Here is a 16,743-nt window from a genome sequence, read left to right on the forward strand (position 1 = left end):
ACAACCGATTTCGCCCCCATTTGGGCATAAAGCAGGGCTACCGCCCAGCAAAAAATATTTGCTAGTGCGACAGCCCCATTTTTCTTATTATAGTCCATATTCTTTATACAGTTTTTCCGTATACGCTTCATCGGAGACCGCCTTCCGTAGATCTTCTATACGACCATCATTTAACAGATGATCACACAAAACCTTAAGGCGTGCTTCACCAATTCGAATTCCTTCTTCTCTCGAACTGCTCATTTGTGAATTATAATCCAATATTGCTTTCTGTCTCGCTTCGTATTCCAGGCGCTTTCGTTCGTCAGCACTTAATTTTTGCAGAACTTCGTAGGCTTCATTGATATAAGTATCTTCTTCTGCCATTTTTTCAAAATCCTCCTTCTTTTCTGCGGACAGAAACCGCATCCATTTGACAATCAGCGGTTCCTTCTTTTGTTCCGGTGGAAGTTTCTTCAGTTCCAACACATAAATCTCCATCAAATCTGTATACTTCTGCTTTGTTGTCAAATCACAAAACGCAATTTCACGGATGCATTCCTGATCTTCCGGAAACAGGTTAAAATTCAATTTCTTCGGGATTCTTACCAAGAATAGCCGCCACAAATCCCTTTCTCACTTCCGGATAAGCCAAAAGTTCTTTAAAACAGTAATCTACTGTCGGTGACATTAAAAAATCATCGTTTTTCTTCTTTTTCATATTATTGTCCCCTTACACTCCATAGCCCGGATGTCAGAAGAAAAACTTGTTTTCTACTATTTTATCACAGATCCCCCTTCCCTGAAAGAAGCTTCTTCCCGCATCCGTTCTATATTAATTTTTTCCTTCTCCGGGAATTTTGCTCGATCAGAGCTCCTAGAATAAGATATAAGATAGTTTTATTACTTTTGTATTTGAATTGTAACACACAGTTACAAAGAAAGCAACAATTATTTAATGAGAACTCCCGGCAATTTTCATTGCCGGGGATTTCACATTACTCCAGGATCATCACTTTCTGTACCTGATTCTGATCATCATACCAGATGGCACATGCGGTTCCTTTCTGCACATCCTGCATCTTCACGATATTTTTGGTGAGATACGGCACTACCTGGGCATCTTCTGTCACTTCATAAACCGTTCCGTCAGTTGCCTTCAGTGTCCAGATGCCGTTCGTTTCTGTCGGGTCTTCCGCTGCCACAGCGTAGGCCGGCATGGCAATGTCTTCCGGAACATTTACAAATACGATATCCGGTGTATTCTGCGGCGGAAGGGACATGGTCATAGCATCCCCAAGATAAGCTTCAAAGCTGTCTCCTGCCTGTACATCCTTCACATCCACTGGAAGTCCGGTTGATGCATCCAGAAGATACGTATGATCCGGGTCAATCATCAGGATGATCTCACCTTCTGAAGAAACACTGGACTGATTATCTACTATAATTTCATTTTCACCTACATCGGTGATGACTCCAAATACAGCTGCAGACGTTTCTTCAGAATCTACACCAAATTCCGGGTCCATTTCCATATCTTCATCCGGTATAGCAGCTTCTTCAGAACCCGCTGCCTGATCTTCTGTATTTTCTGCCTGCTCGGTATTTTCGGTCTGTTCTGCGGCATCTTTCTGTCCGCATCCTGTCATCATTGCTGCGCTCAACGCCGCAGTCATTATCCATACTGCCAATTGTTTTTTCTTCATATTATTCATTCTCCTGTCTGACTTTTATGTTTTTTCCATCGGTTATGGTAACTACCGTTCCATCGGCCGTCTCCCATTCCTTTATCTGCCGTTTTTTCAAAGCATCCAGTGTTTCTTCTTCCGCAGGCTGATCCTCCCCGTCGCAGATCACCGCATAGAAAGGATTCACTGCTTCCAACAGTTTTTCCACCTTCTTCTGATAACGTCCATGATGAGGCATCTTGATCCAGTCCGCCGTCCAGTCCACACCAGAGTCCAGCATCTGACGGATTCTGGTCTTTTCAATATCACCGGTAAATAAAAATTTCCGTTCGCCACAGATAACTTTTGCAACCAGAGACATGTCATTGTCATATTCACCGTCCGTATCCTGAATTTCTTCCGGATCATCCGCCGCATAAATCGCAAGAGATGTGTTCACCGATCCTGCAGGAATTTCCAGTGTTTCCGTTCCAGTTATCCGCTGTACCTCCGTCTCCGGATGTGCCTCCAATGCCGACAGAAATGCCGCATACTCGGGTCTTGTTCCTTCATAATCCGGCATCAGTACCTGATCCGCGCCAACCGTTCCCAGAAGCTCTGCCGCACTGCCCACATGATCCTTATCAAAATGAGTGACCAGCAGAAGATTCAGGTGATCAATGCCTGCCGCCTCCAGTGTCTCACGAATATAGGAACCATCCCTTTCCTCTCCAGTGTCAATCATGGCCGCCCAACTATCCGTCTTAAGAATCAGTGCATCTGCCTTTCCTACCGGCAGCGCCGTAATCGTAAGCGCCGGATTTTTTATCTCATCAGAGCCTGCAAACTGCCGGATACCCAGCCACACTGCTATCAGCGCTGCCAGAAGGATACCCACTGCTATTATTCTTTTCTTTTCCATTTACAATTATGCTCCTCCTGTGCCGCCTATTGTATCAGATTTACGGAATAAATCAAATTAAGATTTTCTAAAGTTTCCAGAAACATGAAAATGCCGCTTTACCGTCTTGATAAACGGCATAGCGGCATTTCCATATCGTATATAGGAAGTATGTAATGGTGGATAACGTCTTTACAGAAGTTTGCGGTACAGCATCTCAATATCTTCCAGAGTTGCCTCTTTCGGGTTACCCGGTGCGCAGGCATCTGCCACTGCACTTTCACTTAAGAACCGTACATCCTCTTCTTTTGCAATTCCTTTCAGGTCTTTCGGAATGCCAACATCGGAAGCCAGTTTGCGGACCGCATCAACGGCTGCTTTCCGGTATTCTTCCTGACTCATGGTCTCTGTTCCCTGAACGCCCATTGCTTTTGCAATGTCTCTGTATTTCTCTCCGGTAGCATCTGCGTTAAATTCCATAACCGTCGGAAGCAGAATTGCATTTGCCACACCATGCGGAGTGTCATAGACAGCTCCCAGTGCATGTGCCATGGAATGTACAATTCCAAGTCCTACGTTGGAAAATCCCATTCCTGCAACATACTGGCCAAGCGCCATTCCTTCCCGGCCTTCCGGTGTATTCTCAACTGCACCTCTTAAGGAAGAAGAAATCAGCTCGATGGCTTTCAGATGAAACATGTCCGTCATCTCCCATGCTGCCTTTGTAATGTATCCTTCAATGGCGTGGGTCAGCGCGTCCATGCCGGTTGCTGCCGTCAGTCCCTTCGGCATAGATGACATCATATCCGGGTCAACCACTGCCACAATCGGAATATCATGGGTATCGACACATACGAATTTTCTTCTCTTTTCGGTGTCGGTAATGACATAGTTAATGGTAATCTCTGATGCAGTACCTGCTGTGGTCGGAACTGCAATAATCGGAACCGACGGATTCTTGGTCGGTGCTACACCTTCCAGACTTCTCACATCCTCAAACTCCGGGTTATTAATGATAATTCCGATTGCCTTTGCCGTATCCATAGGAGAACCACCTCCCAGTGCTACGATAAAGTCTGCTCCGGATGCTTTGTATGCTTTCACACCATCCTGCACATTCTCAATGGTCGGGTTCTCTTTAATATTGGTATAAACCTCATAAGGACATCCTGCCTGCTCCAGTACATCGGTCACTTTCTTGGTTACCCCATGCTTATAAAGGGTCGGACCCGAACATACAAATGCCTTTCGGAAGCCTCTGCGGGTTACTTCTCCTGCGATCTCCTGAATGGCTCCTTTCCCATGATAAGATGTTTCATTTAAAACGATTCTGTTTGCCATCTTTTCAATCCTCCATTCTGCTGATAGGTGAAATTGTTTTTTCTTTCACAATCTTTACTATACACCTGTTTTTCAAATAGTCAATAAGTTTGTTATATTATTGACATACTGATTTGGAATATCTTATGACCCTGTTTTAATGCCCGCAGTCGGGGCTGTGGGTCTCAGCGCCCAACTTGCTTCTCATGGAAAATCTGTGGTGGCCGGGACTGAATTTCCGGCGTCCGGAGATGACTTATCTTCTGTTGGAAAGTATCCATTATCAGAAGAAAGGCCTGATGCTGGATACAGGACATTTTCTGCATACCCACCCCCATATACTGTCAGACGATCCCATGGAACAGATGAACCAGCTGTTCACCCATATTTTTGCCATCGATAAGCACCAGCCTTTCACCGCCCTTGGCGTCCGGGAACTGGTGGAACGGATTCAACCGGAATATGTGACACTGGAATATATCACAGAAAGCCGGGAACAGCTGGCAGAATATTTAAGCCAGGGCATGGCCGCGTTAAAAAATGAAAAAATCTTTGTTAATCCATTGACGAATTGGGAATAACTGCTATAATAAAAAACAAGTAAATAATAGCGAAGTAGAATCTTACGCGTTAAGTGCCCGTGGATGGGGAGTTGTCACGGGACGAAAAGCCCAAAGGCTTACGGTGTCTGATTCGCACCCGTTGCTACATATGAGGATACATCTCAGATGTGGTGCCTGAAAGATATTATTTATGAGTCACTTATCATTCAGCGAAGGACTGGTTCCTTCACCCCTGCATTTCATCTATGGAGGTGTATTTTTTATGCAGATTTCAAAAGAAGCGCTGGATCTCAAATACCAGTTGCAGGAACTGTGCAAAGTACAGAATTTATGTATCTGTGGTTTCTTCATTGCACTGTACGTGGTACTGTCATTCTTCAACATTCCGATCTCTTCTATCGTTGAGATCCGTATCGGATTCCTAGCATTTATTGCTGCCGGTATGATGGGCGGCCCGGTGATGGGCTTCACGGTTGGATTCCTTGGCGACATGCTGAACAGCTTTGTCAGAGGATTTTCCTATTTTCCGGGATTTTCCTTAAGCTATGCTCTGGTTGGCGCACTTTGCGGACTGATTCTGTATCGTTCCAAAATCACCAAGCTCCGCGCTGTTGCCTGTGCACTGGTGGAATTCGTTATCAGCATTACGCTGACATCCACCTGGCTGTACCTGATGTACGGCACCCCGCTTCAGGTACTTCTGACCACCAGAATCATTAAATGTACCATGAACTTCTTTGTAAATATCGTCATCATCTATGTATTTCTGGAAGCATTACAGAAAGTGGTACGTGTGGCATTACCTGCCCGCAGATAATTACATTTGAACTCCCAAAAAGCCGCCATCCATCTGGCATCTTCTGCCAGCGGATGACGGCTCTTTTGATCTTTATGCTTAATGCATTTCTTTTTCTTCTTCTTTGATTTCCCAGTGAATGAGGAAGGTCAATGCTGCACGTAAAGCGATAATTCCTGCTACGGTGCCGATCTCTTTCCAGTCCCGGACAATCACCGTTCTTAAGATCTCGCTTCCAAGCTTAAACTCCAGACCCATAGCCAGACCTTTGGCCAGAGTCAGCTTTGTCTCCGGCGACCGTTTCAGATACAGCCAGAATCCACGGAGGCCAGAGAAAATAATAATTCCCACCCCGATAAATTCAAAGATCAGAATGGCAATTTCTACCAGATGATCCATGCAAAATTCCAGTACATTCAGAATATCCGCCATCCTACTGTCCTCCTTCTCTTCTTTCCATCCGGTCACGGAGAGCATCCATATCATCGAGGATTCCCTGCCGGCCTTCCCGGAATAAGAGTCCTTTATTGTATTTGTAGTAGCGGTCGCAGCCATTTTCACTGATAAACCAGGAACTGTAGGGATTGATCGTAAGCTCCGTGACAAAGACTACCAGCTCCTGTCCTTCTCCGAATGCAGTCTCACAGAAATCAAAGGCGCATTCCAGATTTTCCGCAGCTTCCTCCACCATCTGCTCTCTTCTGCTCACCTGGGCTTCAAAATCTGCCCGGATCGCTTCATCCAGTTCCCCTTCCAGCGCTTTCTTCGATTTCAGCTGCTCATAGACTTCTGTGACCTGCTCATCCACAGCCTGTACCTGGGAAAAGATCTCTCCCAGACGGCTGATGAGAAGCCCCACCACACTGAGCCGCTCATCGAAAGCGGCAAATTTAAGTTTCTCAATGGCGGACGGTTTCCACACGCCTTTTAAGATACCGTCAATCTGGTAATCGGTCTTATATTTTGCATAGAGGTCGAGATACGCCGCAAAGTCCTTGGCAATTCTGCCATGCTGGAGATACTGTCCCACCACTTCCTGGTCTACCGGAATATCAAGTGCCTCGTAAACCTGCAAAATTTCTGAAAGATCCTGCCATCCTCTGGCCGTTACAAAACGTTTCCCGTCCACAGTCGTCTCGATCTGATAAAAATTGTCCGGTTTAATATCCAGATACGAAATGATAGCGCCATGAATCTTCTGCTCATAGGCAAATTCTTTCCACACCTGATAGTCTGCCTCTATCTCGATCTTCTTCACACGGTCCAGGGTAACAATATCGAACTCCCGGACGGATTTGTTATATTCCGGCGGGTTGCCTGCTGCCACAATGATCCATCCTTCCGGCACCTGCTGGTTACCGAAGGTCTTACACTGCAGAAACTGAAGCATGGTCGGTGCCAGTGTCTCAGACACGCAGTTGATCTCATCGATAAAGAGAATTCCTTCCTGCTGCCCTGTCTCCTCCATCTTCTCATAGACCGCGGAAATGATCTCACTCATGGTATATTCCGTCACAGAATGCATCTTTCCCTGATATTCTTTTTCCCTGATAAAAGGAAGGCCAATGGCACTCTGGCGGGTATGATGGGTGATGGTGTAGGAAAGAAGGGGCAGTCCGCACTCTTCGGCCACCTGCTCCATAATCTGAGTCTTGCCGATACCTGGAGGTCCCATGAGCAGCACCGGGCGCTGGCGGATCACCGGAATCCGGTACTTTCCGTCCGCTCCCCGCAGGTGGTATGCATCAATGGTATGTTTGATTTCTTCTTTTGCTCGCTTGATATTCATAAGTCTTCTTCGTCCAGCATCAGGCGGATTGCCCAAGGCGGAACACTTACCTCCTTATAATCTTCCCTGAATAAAATGAACGCCGCATCATAGGGCGGCCTCTTCCGCGGGAAGGTTCCTTTTCCATCGGTGAAATACAATAATCCTTTCAGATTTTTAAATTCACCCTGGTCGATGAGCTGCTGCACATAGGTGAATGCGGGGCGGAAATCCGTTCCTCCATCTCCATAGAGCTGCAGATGATCCATGTACTGTTTCAGCTCTTCTCCTGTTGTAATCAGCTGATCTGCACGTACTGCATCATCACATTGCAGAATCCGGATATGTACTTTCCGAAAGAAACTCTCCGTCTCAGCCAGGATGTGATACGTCTCCTCCAGAAATTTTCTCACCAGATCGCCGCTGCAGGACATGGATGTGTCAATTACAATGACGAATTCTTCAATTTTATGAGTTTCTTTCCATTCCTGTGGTTCAATAAGCGGCATATTGCCATACATCCGGAGACCGTAGCTGTAAAATACATAATCAAAAGAATCCGGATCGATCTGCATTTCTTCTTTTAAGACTGCAAATTTCCTCAGAAACGTCCGGTAATCATAACGCTCCCGGTTCTCCACCGCCAGTTCATCGGACAGGTCTCCGTCCTCTGTTCCCGCTTCTCTTCCGATAGAAAGCTCCGTCTGCATCCGGTCGCTGACATCCTTCCAGTGCTTCTTAAGCTTTGCCATCAGAGGTGACGGCGGCTTCGGACCTTCCTCCTCCGGCGGAGCCGGCCAGTATGTATGGTCATCGATACAGAATTCCTGTACCATCCTTGCCCTCTGCTCCGGACGGTAATCCGCTTTCTTCAGTTCCCGGTAAATGCCTTCTGCCGTCAGCACTTTCAGAGTTTTCCGCAGTTCGTCATAGACTGCACGCCGGAACGGATGGACGCCCATGCGGATGCTTCGGTGATGCATCCCGTCGATGAGCGCTTCCACTGCCATATCACAGGACAGATTCCACAGCTCCCGGTCTTCCGGACAAGGCCGGAACAGATGCCGAAAAATGCAGTGAAACACCATATGGAGATACACCCGGTTCACCAGCATGGGATTTTCCCGATAGAGATCTGCCAGATAATGGGGTTCGTATGCAATTTTTAATCCGTCCGTGCCAATGCGCGGAATGTCTGTGGTAATCTCCCAGGCAAGGCTTGATAATGCCACATCCAGATATCGCATATTGATATACAGGGCATTTCTGGAGCTTTCCAGGATTTTCCTGCAGATGTTTTCAAACCCGGCCTCGATTTCGTATGCCATGGCTTACGCCTTTCTATCTACAATTCAAATGTTTTTTTCCGTCTTCCGCTGTGCCGTCTCCGGTAGTCCATAAGGAAACTGCCCACTTCTGCGGCACCGTGCTCTGCCGCATACGGTGTGGCAAATGCGGTCAGTTCTTCACTTAGAAGTCCTTGCTCTTCCATCAGGGCAAGCAAATCCGGATCTTCTTTCTGTACTGCACGCTTCACCAGTTCTTTTCCATGATCTGCCAGAAATTTTCTGTACTGTCCTGCTGCCTCTTCGGTGAGGCTTAAGGGATATTTCAACCGGTTCAGTGCCAGCTGCAGGCAGGTGTCCGGCAGCTCATTGGCCACGGCATAAGGAAATAATTTGTCATATCCACCCAGATCCAGCTTTCGTTCCGGGAAACACTGGCGATATTTATATCCGGAGCCATGCCAGTGAGTATCGATAATCCGGGCCGGCGTATTTTCCACGGATTCTTCATAGTACTCCGGGAAAGTCAGAGTAAGCGTTGTTCCGTCCGCAAAAAAAAGCGACGCTTCCAGTTCCTGTGTAAACTCTGAGAGGACGTTGTAAACGACTTTGTTTTCCCATGGAATATTTCGAAAGGTCAGGCGGTTCAATCCCTTGCACCACATAAAGGCGCCGCCCTCGATGTCTTCCAGTTCTCCCTGCACATGAAGGATTTTTAATTGCCTGCAAAAATAAAAGGCATAGGCGCCGATTCTTTTCAGATGTCTCGGAAGATAAACTTCTGTTAATAATTCTCCTGCAAGCTCCTGTTCTTCTCCAGGCAGCTTCTCCTCTTCATGAAGTACCGTCTCCTGAATCTCGTATTTCTTCCACCGGTCTCCCGGATCTGATGAAGAGCAGGCATAGGGAGCCAGTTCCGTCACCGGACGCCCCATCAGTTCATCCGGGATCACCAGCGTCTGTTCATATCCATAGCAGCGGAGAACGCAGATCCCATTTTCTGTCTCCGCATATTTCACTCTCAGATACATCTCGTCGTTGTCACTCTTTTCCTCTGTTCATTGGTTCCTGTTACAGTGGTTTCGCATTTTTTGCATGCTCCGCATACAGATTCTGGATTTCTCTATATTCACCCAGGCCTTTCATCACACAGCTTACGCTGTATCCTTCCGCTTCCAGACGGCTTTTCCAGGAATCCTCTTCCTCGCCTGCCATGTCATTTATGGCATGGTCTCCTGCTACTACCATGAATGGAGCCAGGCGGATCTCTTTCACTCCGGATACTCTGATCAGACGTAATGCTGACTCTAATGACGGATAAGCTTCTACGGTTCCCACATGGACATTTTTATAACCCAGATCCTTGAACATATAGTCAAGTGCCGCATAGACCGGATTCACATGATGTTCCGTTCCATGTCCCATAAGCAGCAGTGCCTCCTGTGGCTCCAGATCTTCCTGTTCCTCCATCACCGCCTCGATTACTTTCTGAAAATCTTCCTCACTGGAAAGCAGGGGTTCTCCTACACTGATCTTTTCGAAATGCTCTGAAAATGAGCGGATTTCCTCCATCATCTGTTCATTTTCGATTCCTTTGATCACATGGGTAGGCTGAACAATCACTTCCGTGATCCCATCTGCGAGCATCCGTGCAAAAGCTTCTTTTACCGTATCAATCTGCACCTGATCCCGCTGTTTCAGTTTTCGGATAATCATACGGCTGGTCCAAGCCCGGTACAGCTGGCAATCCGGACATGCGGCTGCAAGTTCCCGTTCAATTGCATCAATGGTTTTCTCTCTTGTCTCATTTACACTGGTTCCAAAGCTGACTGCCAGTAATCCTTTTTTCATATGATTCATGAATTCCTTTCCTGCAGTTACCCGTTTTTCATACATGTCTGTCCCTATTTTATATGGAGAAACCAAAAGATGCAACACCCGTTTTGGACACACAAAAAATGAGAAGAGACCGTGATGCACGATCTCTTCCCATCTTTCACATTCATTCTTCGATCTTATAAAGCCTTCAGATCTACTTTGTAGCTCTCGCCACCCTGTCCATCTACCGTATAATAAGCAGCCTGCTCATTTGCATTTACATAGATCTTCAGTTCAGAAGCTTCCAGTCCCTGTGCTTTCACAGCAGCCTTTACTGCGGACTGAATATCTGCAACTGCAACGCTTAATCCATTCATCTCTACGCATACGCTGGTCTTGCAGGTTTTTCTTGTGGTGGTCTTTGCAGCAGTTTTAGCAACTTCCTTTACTTCTGCTACTACTTTCTCCTGTGCCTTTACTGCAGTTGCTTTTGCTTCAGCAGCAGCATCTTTTACCGCTTTCACTGCAGCAGTCTTGGTGTGTTTCGCCGGTCTTGCCATATTTCATTTCCTCCTCATAACGCTTTATGCCTATATGTATCTCTTTTGTAAGTCTTTAAATTTGTGTCAAAAGATATTATAGGAAGAAATAACCAATTTGTCAACTTTCCCTCCGGTTTTTTCTGTACTGGAGGGGTGTACATCCCATCTTTCGACGAAAAATCCGGGCATAATAGCCGGGATTGGTAAATCCGCAATTTCCCGCGATACCGGTTACATCAAGATCCGTATGCCGTAATAATTCCAGACTTCGTTCCACCCGGTAAGCCAGCAGGTAATCAAATAATGATTCTTTCATATAACGTTTGAAGAGACGGCAGCTTTCACTTTTACAGAGATGAATCTGATCTGCCAGTTCCTCCAGCGTTACCTTCTCCCCATAATGTTTCTGCATATATTCCATAAGAGTACGGATGCGTTCGATATCTCTGCCGTTTTCCTCTGGTTCTTCCGGGCAGTCCGCATGTTCATATATCCTGAGCCAGATTTCCATCAGTGCAATCTGCATCTGCAGTTCCCGGCTGTCCGATTCTTTATCCCGCAAATGATGAATCTCTTCCATCCGTTCCAGAATCTCCCGCTGCCAGAAAACGTCCGGTGTAAAATGAATGGAGGACAGAGTCGGACTTTGTAGAATTCTTTCCATATATTTACTCTGCATGAGACTGGATGTGTAGCCATAGAGAAGGCGCGGATGAAAGGTAATGGATAAATAACTGCAGTCTTCCGCATCGTAATGTCTTCCGGAATGGAGCACGTTGGTATTGCAGAAAAGTCCTTCTCCTGCCCTCAGTATGTATTCATTATCATTGACCAGATAGGTCATGTTTCCATCCAGTACAATCGTCAGCTCAATCTCAGGATGCCAGTGCCAGGGAAATTCTCCCGTATCAAACCAGGAAAGACGCTCATCACTGACCAGCACCGGAAATGCATAATTTCCATGGGCTTTCAGTTCTTTGTGTTCTTTATCAATATTCAGCCGCATATTTCTCAATATCCTTCACTTTTATGCAAATATACTTGTTGAATTGTCCTCTGTTTCTCATTATATTGATATTATAAACAATGTCAAGATTCCATCCGGGCAGAAGACATACCGGAGGTATCATTCAGCAAAAAGGGGGATATTACTTATGGAATTCACTATGCAGCAGTTACAAGACAAATTTGCAGAACTCTACGGCACAGAAGGTGAACCGAAAGCTTATTTTGCACCGGGACGTGTCAATCTGATTGGTGAACATACCGATTACAACGGCGGTCATGTATTTCCATGCGCACTGACCATCGGAACTTACGGGCTGATCCGTCCGCGCAAGGACCGTACTGTCCGCTTCTACTCCATGAACTTTGACACGATGGGTGTTGTCACCACTTCTCTTGATGATCTGGTGCCGAACGACGAAGCCGGATGGACGAATTATCCGAAGGGAGTTATGTGGACCTTTGAAAAGAGAGGCTTCCAGCTTCCGGCAGGTGCTGATATTCTCATCTACGGAGACATTCCGGCAGGCAGCGGACTTTCCTCTTCTGCTTCTCTGGAAGTGCTGACTGGAATTATGCTGCGTGATACTTTTGGATTCGACATTTCCATGGTGGATCTGGCGCTCATCGGGCAGTATTCCGAAAATAATTTTAATGGTATGAACTGCGGTATTATGGACCAGTTTGCATCCGCCATGGGAAAAAAGGACTGTGCTATTTTCCTGGACACCAATACTCTTCATTATGAATATGCACCGGTAAAACTTCCGGATGCCCGCATTGTCATCACCAACAGCAAGGTAAAACACAGTCTGGTATCTTCTGCTTACAATGACAGAAGACGGGAAAGTGAGACTGCCCTCAAGGATCTTCAGACAGTTATGGATATTAAAACACTTGGTGATCTGACCGAGGAGCAGTTTGAAGCCCACAAGGATGCCATTAAGGATCCCATCTGCCAGAAACGGGCAAAACATGCAGTTTACGAAAACCAGAGAACGATCCATGCAGTAGAAGCACTGAAAGCAAATGATATTGTCACCTTCGGAAAGCTGATCAATGAATCCCATATTTCTCTGCGTGATGACTATGAAACTTCCTGCGAAGAAACCGATATTCTTGCTGAACTGGCATGGCAGATTCCGGGTGTCTATGGTTCCCGTATCACCGGCGGCGGATTCGGCGGATGTACCGTCAGCATTGTGAAAAATGATGCCATTGATACCTTTATCGACAATGTAGGCAGCGTATATAAAGAAAAAACCGGACACACGGCAGAATTTTACGTAGTAGACATCGGAGACGGTGCCCGTCCACTGAACTAATCCGGCTGACGTATTCATTCAGTCTATGGCAGGAGGAAAAACCATCATGAAATTATACGAACTGATCGCAGCTCTGGTACAGTACGGCATTGACACCGGTCTTACCCCGGCCTGCGAAAGAATCTACACTACCAATCTTCTACTGGACCAGTTCCACGAAGACGATTACGAAGAACCGGACGCCATCCCTTCTCTTTCCCTGGAAGAGATTCTGGAAGGACTTCTCGACGAAGCCTGCAGACGGGAATTGATTCCGGATAGCATCACTTATCGGGATCTTTTTGACACCCGGCTTATGAACTGCCTGATGCCAAGACCTTCCCAGATTCAGGAAACCTTCCGCGAGAAATATGCCGTTTCCCCGAAGGAAGCAACGGACTATTTTTACAAACTGTCTCAGGACAGCAACTATATCCGCCGCTACCGGGTCTGCAAAGACCAGAAATGGAAAGTGCCCAGTATCTACGGCGACATTGACATCACCATCAACCTGTCAAAGCCGGAGAAAGATCCGAAAGCCATCGCAGTCGCTGGAAAAGCAAAGGCAAGTGCTTATCCGAAATGCCAGCTCTGTATGGAAAATGAAGGCTATGCCGGCCGCGTCAACCATCCGGCCAGAGAGAACCACCGGATCATTCCGCTGACCATCAACGACAGCCAGTGGGGATTTCAGTACTCTCCTTATGTATATTATAATGAACACTGCATCGTTTTTAACGGACAGCACACGCCTATGAAGATCGACCGTGCAGCATTCCGGAAGCTGTTTGATTTTGTAAAACAGTTCCCCCATTATTTCCTTGGCTCCAACGCAGACCTTCCGATTGTAGGCGGTTCCATCTTAAGCCACGATCATTTCCAGGGTGGAAATTATACCTTTGCCATGGCGAAGGCTCCTATCGAACTTCCGGTTACCATTCCTGGTTATGATGATGTGGAAGCCGGTATTGTGAAATGGCCTTTGTCAGTGCTTCGTATCCGTCACAAAGACGAGAACCGGCTCATCGACCTTGCCACCCATGTGCTGGACTGCTGGAGATCTTATACAGACGAAGATTTCTTCATCTTTGCCTGTACAGATGGAGAGCCGCACAATACCATTACCCCGATTGCAAGGAAAGTGGGTGACACTTACGAGCTGGACCTGACTCTCCGGAACAATATTACCACGGATGAGCATCCTCTGGGAGTCTACCATCCACATGCAAAGCTTCATCACATCAAGAAAGAAAATATCGGTCTCATCGAAGTTATGGGACTGGCTGTCCTTCCTTCCCGCCTGAAACAGGAAATGGCACTTCTAAAAGATGCCATTCTCACCGGCAGCGATCTGGAAAAAGACGAAGTGCTTCAGAAGCATGCAGAATGGGTAGCAGAATTCCTGCCATCCTATCCGGAGATCAATGGGGAAAATATCGATGAAATTCTCCGCCAGGAGATCGGCAAAGTCTTTGTTCAGGTACTGGAAGACGCTGGTGTCTATAAATGTACGCCAGAAGGCCGGGAAGCCTTCTTGAAGTTTGTAAAAACATTATAGTTTGCCGTTGACTAAGTGACCGGGAGTGACAGCATGTCACTTTCGGTCACATATATTGAAAACCGTAAATTGGGACTTGCCAAAACCTGAAAGATCGGATAAGATGAAGAAAGGAACTGCACGACTGGCGGAAAAGCAGACACAGTCTGTGGTAGGGCGACCTACAGGGAGTGCAGAAGTAAAAGATTTGCCGACCGCCTGGGCGCATTGCGGAACCGCTGTGCACTCAGGCGGTCTTCTGTGTTTATATACTTATTTACCAGAAAGAGAGGAATAAGAATGAAAGCTTTATCCCTGGAACAGGAACTGAAATCCAACGCATATCCCGGACGTGGAATCGTCATTGGCCGCACCCCGGACGGCACACATGCTGTGACTGCTTATTTTATTATGGGCCGCAGTACCAATAGCCGCAACCGCGTCTTTGTAGAGGACGGAGAAGGCATCCGCACCCAGGCATTTGATCCATCCAAGCTCACTGACCCGAGTCTTATCATCTACGCTCCGGTACGTGTTCTTGGCAATAAAACCATCGTCACCAACGGTGACCAGACGGATACCATCTACGAGGGTATGGATCATCAGATGACCTTTGAACAGTCCTTACGTTCCCGTAAATTCGAGCCGGACGGACCGAACTACACACCGAGAATTTCCGGTATTTTACATCTTGAGAATGGCTCCTATAATTACGCCATGTCTATCTTAAAGAGCAATGACGGCGATCCGGATTCCTGCCACCGTTACACTTTTGCTTATGAAAATCCGAAAGCGGGCCAGGGTCATTTCATTCATACCTATATGCATGATGGAGATCCCCTTCCCAGCTTCGAAGGCGAGCCGAAACTGGTAGAAATCTCCGATGACATGGATGCATTTACAGATATGCTCTGGAACAGTCTGAACGAGGACAACAAAGTATCCCTGTTCGTTCGTTATATTGATATCCAGACCGGAACTTATGAAACAAAGATCATCAATAAAAATAATTAATTCAGGAGGATACGAACATGAAAGAACTTCAGTTAAAATATGGATGTAACCCGAACCAGAAACCGTCCCGCATCTTTATGGAAAATGGTGCCGATCTTCCGGTCACCGTTCTCAACGGACGTCCTGGCTACATTAATTTTCTTGATGCATTCAATGGCTGGCAGCTGGTCAGTGAATTAAAAAAAGCTACCGGTCTTCCTGCCGCCACTTCTTTCAAGCATGTATCCCCGGCAGGAGCTGCAGTGGGTCTTCCACTGACCGATACACTCGCAAAAATCTACTGGGTTGATGATCTCGGCGAGCTCTCCCCGCTGGCATGTGCTTATGCAAGAGCAAGAGGCGCTGACAGAATGTCTTCCTTTGGTGATTTCATCGCATTGTCCGACATCTGCGACGCGGATACCGCAAAGCTCATCAAACGCGAGGTTTCCGACGGTGTCATTGCTCCAGGATATACAGAAGAAGCACTTGAAATTCTGAAACAGAAGAAAAAAGGCAACTACAATGTCATCGAGATCGACCCGTCCTACGTACCAGATCCCCTGGAGAAAAAGCAGGTCTTCGGCATTACTTTTGAACAGGGCCGCAATGAGCTCGACGTGAACGGTGACCTTCTCTCCAATATCGTAACAAAGAAGAAAGAGATTCCTGCTGAGGCGCTGATGGATATGAAAATCTCCCTCATCACCCTGAAATATACCCAATCCAACTCTGTATGCTATGTCAAGGACGGACAGGCCATCGGTATCGGTGCTGGACAGCAGTCCCGTGTTCACTGTACCAGACTGGCAGGCAACAAAGCTGACAACTGGTTCCTCCGTCAGTCTCCGCAGGTTCTGGGACTTCAGTTTGTGGATACCCTCGGCCGTGCAGAGCGTGACAATGCGATCGATGTTTATATCGGTGATGAATATATGGATGTGCTGGCTGACGGTGCATGGGAAAAGATCTTTAAAGTAAAACCGGAAGTCTTCACCCGCGAAGCCAAACACGCATGGCTCGACCAGATGACTGATGTTACGCTTGGTTCTGATGCTTTCTTCCCCTTTGCAGACAATATTGAGCGTGCTCACAAGAGCGGTGTCAAATACATTGCCCAGCCGGGTGGAAGTGTCCGTGATGACCTGGTGATCGAGTGCTGTGATAAATATGACATGGCGATGGCATTTACCGGAATCCGGTTATTCCATCACTAAGAACCACACAAAATGACCGGCTGTGATTTACTTTTTCACAGCCGGTC

18 protein-coding genes and 2 riboswitches are annotated in these 16,743 nt (G+C 46.8%); of the genes, 6 read left to right on the top strand and 12 right to left on the bottom strand.

Going from position 1 to position 16,743, the window contains the following annotated elements; genetic code table 11:
- Window positions 1-87: 87 nt before the first annotated feature.
- From LKD36_RS13445 to fucO, 5 genes are all read right to left on the bottom strand, one after another.
- Window positions 88-591, bottom strand: a complete 504-nt coding sequence (locus tag LKD36_RS13445; protein ID WP_308459885.1) for a PD-(D/E)XK nuclease family transposase — start codon at window positions 589-591, stop codon at window positions 88-90.
- A complete protein-coding gene (locus tag LKD36_RS13450; RefSeq protein ID WP_308459886.1) occupies window positions 560-700 on the bottom strand; it encodes a hypothetical protein in 141 nt (46 codons plus the stop codon). The genes LKD36_RS13445 and LKD36_RS13450 overlap by 32 nt, the downstream gene beginning before the upstream one ends.
- 277 nt (window positions 701-977) lie before the next feature.
- Complete coding sequence (locus LKD36_RS13455; protein WP_308459887.1) at window positions 978-1,685, bottom strand: hypothetical protein; 708 nt, start codon at window positions 1,683-1,685, stop codon at window positions 978-980.
- Between the two features lies 1 nt (window position 1,686).
- Window positions 1,687-2,568, bottom strand: coding sequence for a ComEC/Rec2 family competence protein (locus LKD36_RS13460; RefSeq protein ID WP_308459888.1), 882 nt, complete (start codon window positions 2,566-2,568; stop codon window positions 1,687-1,689).
- A gap of 171 nt (window positions 2,569-2,739) precedes the next feature.
- A complete protein-coding gene (gene fucO / locus LKD36_RS13465) occupies window positions 2,740-3,888 on the bottom strand; it encodes a lactaldehyde reductase (RefSeq protein ID WP_118769739.1) in 1,149 nt (382 codons plus the stop codon).
- A 185-nt stretch (window positions 3,889-4,073) separates the two neighbouring features.
- Here fucO and LKD36_RS13470 point away from each other — a divergent pair, with 185 nt between their 5' ends.
- Window positions 4,074-4,448: a hypothetical protein gene (locus LKD36_RS13470; protein WP_308459889.1), complete on the top strand. Its 375-nt coding sequence runs from the start codon at window positions 4,074-4,076 to the stop codon at window positions 4,446-4,448.
- Between the two features lie 28 nt (window positions 4,449-4,476).
- Window positions 4,477-4,574: riboswitch (THF riboswitch) on the top strand.
- 118 nt (window positions 4,575-4,692) lie between these two features.
- On the top strand, window positions 4,693-5,247 hold the full coding sequence (locus LKD36_RS13475; protein ID WP_308459890.1) for a folate family ECF transporter S component: 555 nt from the start codon (window positions 4,693-4,695) through the stop codon (window positions 5,245-5,247).
- A 78-nt stretch (window positions 5,248-5,325) separates the two neighbouring features.
- Here LKD36_RS13475 and LKD36_RS13480 read toward each other — a convergent pair whose 3' ends face one another.
- From LKD36_RS13480 to LKD36_RS13510, 7 genes are all read right to left on the bottom strand, one after another.
- On the bottom strand, window positions 5,326-5,658 hold the full coding sequence (locus LKD36_RS13480) for a DUF1622 domain-containing protein (protein ID WP_308459891.1): 333 nt from the start codon (window positions 5,656-5,658) through the stop codon (window positions 5,326-5,328).
- A gap of 1 nt (window position 5,659) precedes the next feature.
- On the bottom strand, window positions 5,660-7,015 hold the full coding sequence (locus LKD36_RS13485; RefSeq protein ID WP_308459892.1) for an AAA family ATPase: 1,356 nt from the start codon (window positions 7,013-7,015) through the stop codon (window positions 5,660-5,662).
- A complete protein-coding gene (locus LKD36_RS13490; RefSeq protein WP_308459893.1) occupies window positions 7,012-8,322 on the bottom strand; it encodes a vWA domain-containing protein in 1,311 nt (436 codons plus the stop codon). Before LKD36_RS13490 ends, LKD36_RS13485 begins: the two co-directional genes overlap by 4 nt.
- Window positions 8,323-8,339: 17 nt before the next feature.
- Complete coding sequence (locus tag LKD36_RS13495) at window positions 8,340-9,311, bottom strand: leucine-rich repeat protein (RefSeq protein WP_308459894.1); 972 nt, start codon at window positions 9,309-9,311, stop codon at window positions 8,340-8,342.
- Between the two features lie 40 nt (window positions 9,312-9,351).
- A complete protein-coding gene (locus LKD36_RS13500; protein ID WP_431834958.1) occupies window positions 9,352-10,131 on the bottom strand; it encodes a sirohydrochlorin cobaltochelatase in 780 nt (259 codons plus the stop codon).
- A gap of 164 nt (window positions 10,132-10,295) precedes the next feature.
- On the bottom strand, window positions 10,296-10,658 hold the full coding sequence (locus tag LKD36_RS13505; protein WP_118769733.1) for a DUF6465 family protein: 363 nt from the start codon (window positions 10,656-10,658) through the stop codon (window positions 10,296-10,298).
- Between the two features lie 100 nt (window positions 10,659-10,758).
- Window positions 10,759-11,646: an AraC family transcriptional regulator gene (locus tag LKD36_RS13510; RefSeq protein ID WP_308459896.1), complete on the bottom strand. Its 888-nt coding sequence runs from the start codon at window positions 11,644-11,646 to the stop codon at window positions 10,759-10,761.
- A gap of 148 nt (window positions 11,647-11,794) precedes the next feature.
- Here LKD36_RS13510 and LKD36_RS13515 point away from each other — a divergent pair, with 148 nt between their 5' ends.
- The 4 genes from LKD36_RS13515 (at window position 11,795) to LKD36_RS13530 (ending at window position 16,696) form a co-directional block, all read left to right on the top strand.
- Entirely contained in the window at window positions 11,795-12,970 is a 1,176-nt protein-coding gene (locus LKD36_RS13515; protein WP_308459897.1) for a galactokinase, read from the top strand.
- A gap of 46 nt (window positions 12,971-13,016) precedes the next feature.
- The gene (galT, locus tag LKD36_RS13520) at window positions 13,017-14,507 is read left to right on the top strand and encodes a UDP-glucose--hexose-1-phosphate uridylyltransferase (protein WP_308459898.1); all 1,491 of its coding nucleotides are present in this window, start codon (window positions 13,017-13,019) and stop codon (window positions 14,505-14,507) included.
- A gap of 110 nt (window positions 14,508-14,617) precedes the next feature.
- Window positions 14,618-14,718: riboswitch (ZMP/ZTP riboswitch) on the top strand.
- Between the two features lie 68 nt (window positions 14,719-14,786).
- Window positions 14,787-15,500 carry an IMP cyclohydrolase gene (locus LKD36_RS13525; protein WP_118769730.1) on the top strand — a complete coding sequence of 238 codons (714 nt, stop codon included), beginning with the start codon at window positions 14,787-14,789 and terminating at the stop codon, window positions 15,498-15,500.
- 17 nt (window positions 15,501-15,517) lie between these two features.
- On the top strand, window positions 15,518-16,696 hold the full coding sequence (locus tag LKD36_RS13530) for a phosphoribosylaminoimidazolecarboxamide formyltransferase (protein ID WP_308459899.1): 1,179 nt from the start codon (window positions 15,518-15,520) through the stop codon (window positions 16,694-16,696).
- Window positions 16,697-16,743: the final 47 nt, after the last annotated feature.

Source organism: Hominiventricola filiformis, assembly GCF_020686965.1.
Classification (GTDB): domain Bacteria; phylum Bacillota; class Clostridia; order Lachnospirales; family Lachnospiraceae; genus Hominiventricola; species Hominiventricola filiformis.

What these genes read in the sequence shown, in the direction of transcription:
- LKD36_RS13450 (WP_308459886.1), bottom strand. Translation starts at nt 700, where the DNA reads ATGAAAAAGAAGAAAAACGATGATTTTTTAATGTCACCGACAGTAGAT.
- LKD36_RS13490 (WP_308459893.1), bottom strand. Translation starts at nt 8,322, where the DNA reads ATGGCATACGAAATCGAGGCCGGGTTTGAAAACATCTGCAGGAAAATC.
- LKD36_RS13515 (WP_308459897.1), top strand. Translation starts at nt 11,795, where the DNA reads ATGGAATTCACTATGCAGCAGTTACAAGACAAATTTGCAGAACTCTAC.
- galT (WP_308459898.1), top strand. Translation starts at nt 13,017, where the DNA reads ATGAAATTATACGAACTGATCGCAGCTCTGGTACAGTACGGCATTGAC.
- LKD36_RS13495 (WP_308459894.1), bottom strand. Translation starts at nt 9,311, where the DNA reads ATGTATCTGAGAGTGAAATATGCGGAGACAGAAAATGGGATCTGCGTT.
- LKD36_RS13525 (WP_118769730.1), top strand. Translation starts at nt 14,787, where the DNA reads ATGAAAGCTTTATCCCTGGAACAGGAACTGAAATCCAACGCATATCCC.
- LKD36_RS13480 (WP_308459891.1), bottom strand. Translation starts at nt 5,658, where the DNA reads ATGGCGGATATTCTGAATGTACTGGAATTTTGCATGGATCATCTGGTA.
- LKD36_RS13530 (WP_308459899.1), top strand. Translation starts at nt 15,518, where the DNA reads ATGAAAGAACTTCAGTTAAAATATGGATGTAACCCGAACCAGAAACCG.
- LKD36_RS13475 (WP_308459890.1), top strand. Translation starts at nt 4,693, where the DNA reads ATGCAGATTTCAAAAGAAGCGCTGGATCTCAAATACCAGTTGCAGGAA.
- LKD36_RS13485 (WP_308459892.1), bottom strand. Translation starts at nt 7,015, where the DNA reads ATGAATATCAAGCGAGCAAAAGAAGAAATCAAACATACCATTGATGCA.
- LKD36_RS13455 (WP_308459887.1), bottom strand. Translation starts at nt 1,685, where the DNA reads ATGAAGAAAAAACAATTGGCAGTATGGATAATGACTGCGGCGTTGAGC.
- LKD36_RS13505 (WP_118769733.1), bottom strand. Translation starts at nt 10,658, where the DNA reads ATGGCAAGACCGGCGAAACACACCAAGACTGCTGCAGTGAAAGCGGTA.
- fucO (WP_118769739.1), bottom strand. Translation starts at nt 3,888, where the DNA reads ATGGCAAACAGAATCGTTTTAAATGAAACATCTTATCATGGGAAAGGA.
- LKD36_RS13470 (WP_308459889.1), top strand. Translation starts at nt 4,074, where the DNA reads ATGGAAAATCTGTGGTGGCCGGGACTGAATTTCCGGCGTCCGGAGATG.
- LKD36_RS13510 (WP_308459896.1), bottom strand. Translation starts at nt 11,646, where the DNA reads ATGCGGCTGAATATTGATAAAGAACACAAAGAACTGAAAGCCCATGGA.
- LKD36_RS13500 (WP_431834958.1), bottom strand. Translation starts at nt 10,131, where the DNA reads ATGAAAAAAGGATTACTGGCAGTCAGCTTTGGAACCAGTGTAAATGAG.
- LKD36_RS13460 (WP_308459888.1), bottom strand. Translation starts at nt 2,568, where the DNA reads ATGGAAAAGAAAAGAATAATAGCAGTGGGTATCCTTCTGGCAGCGCTG.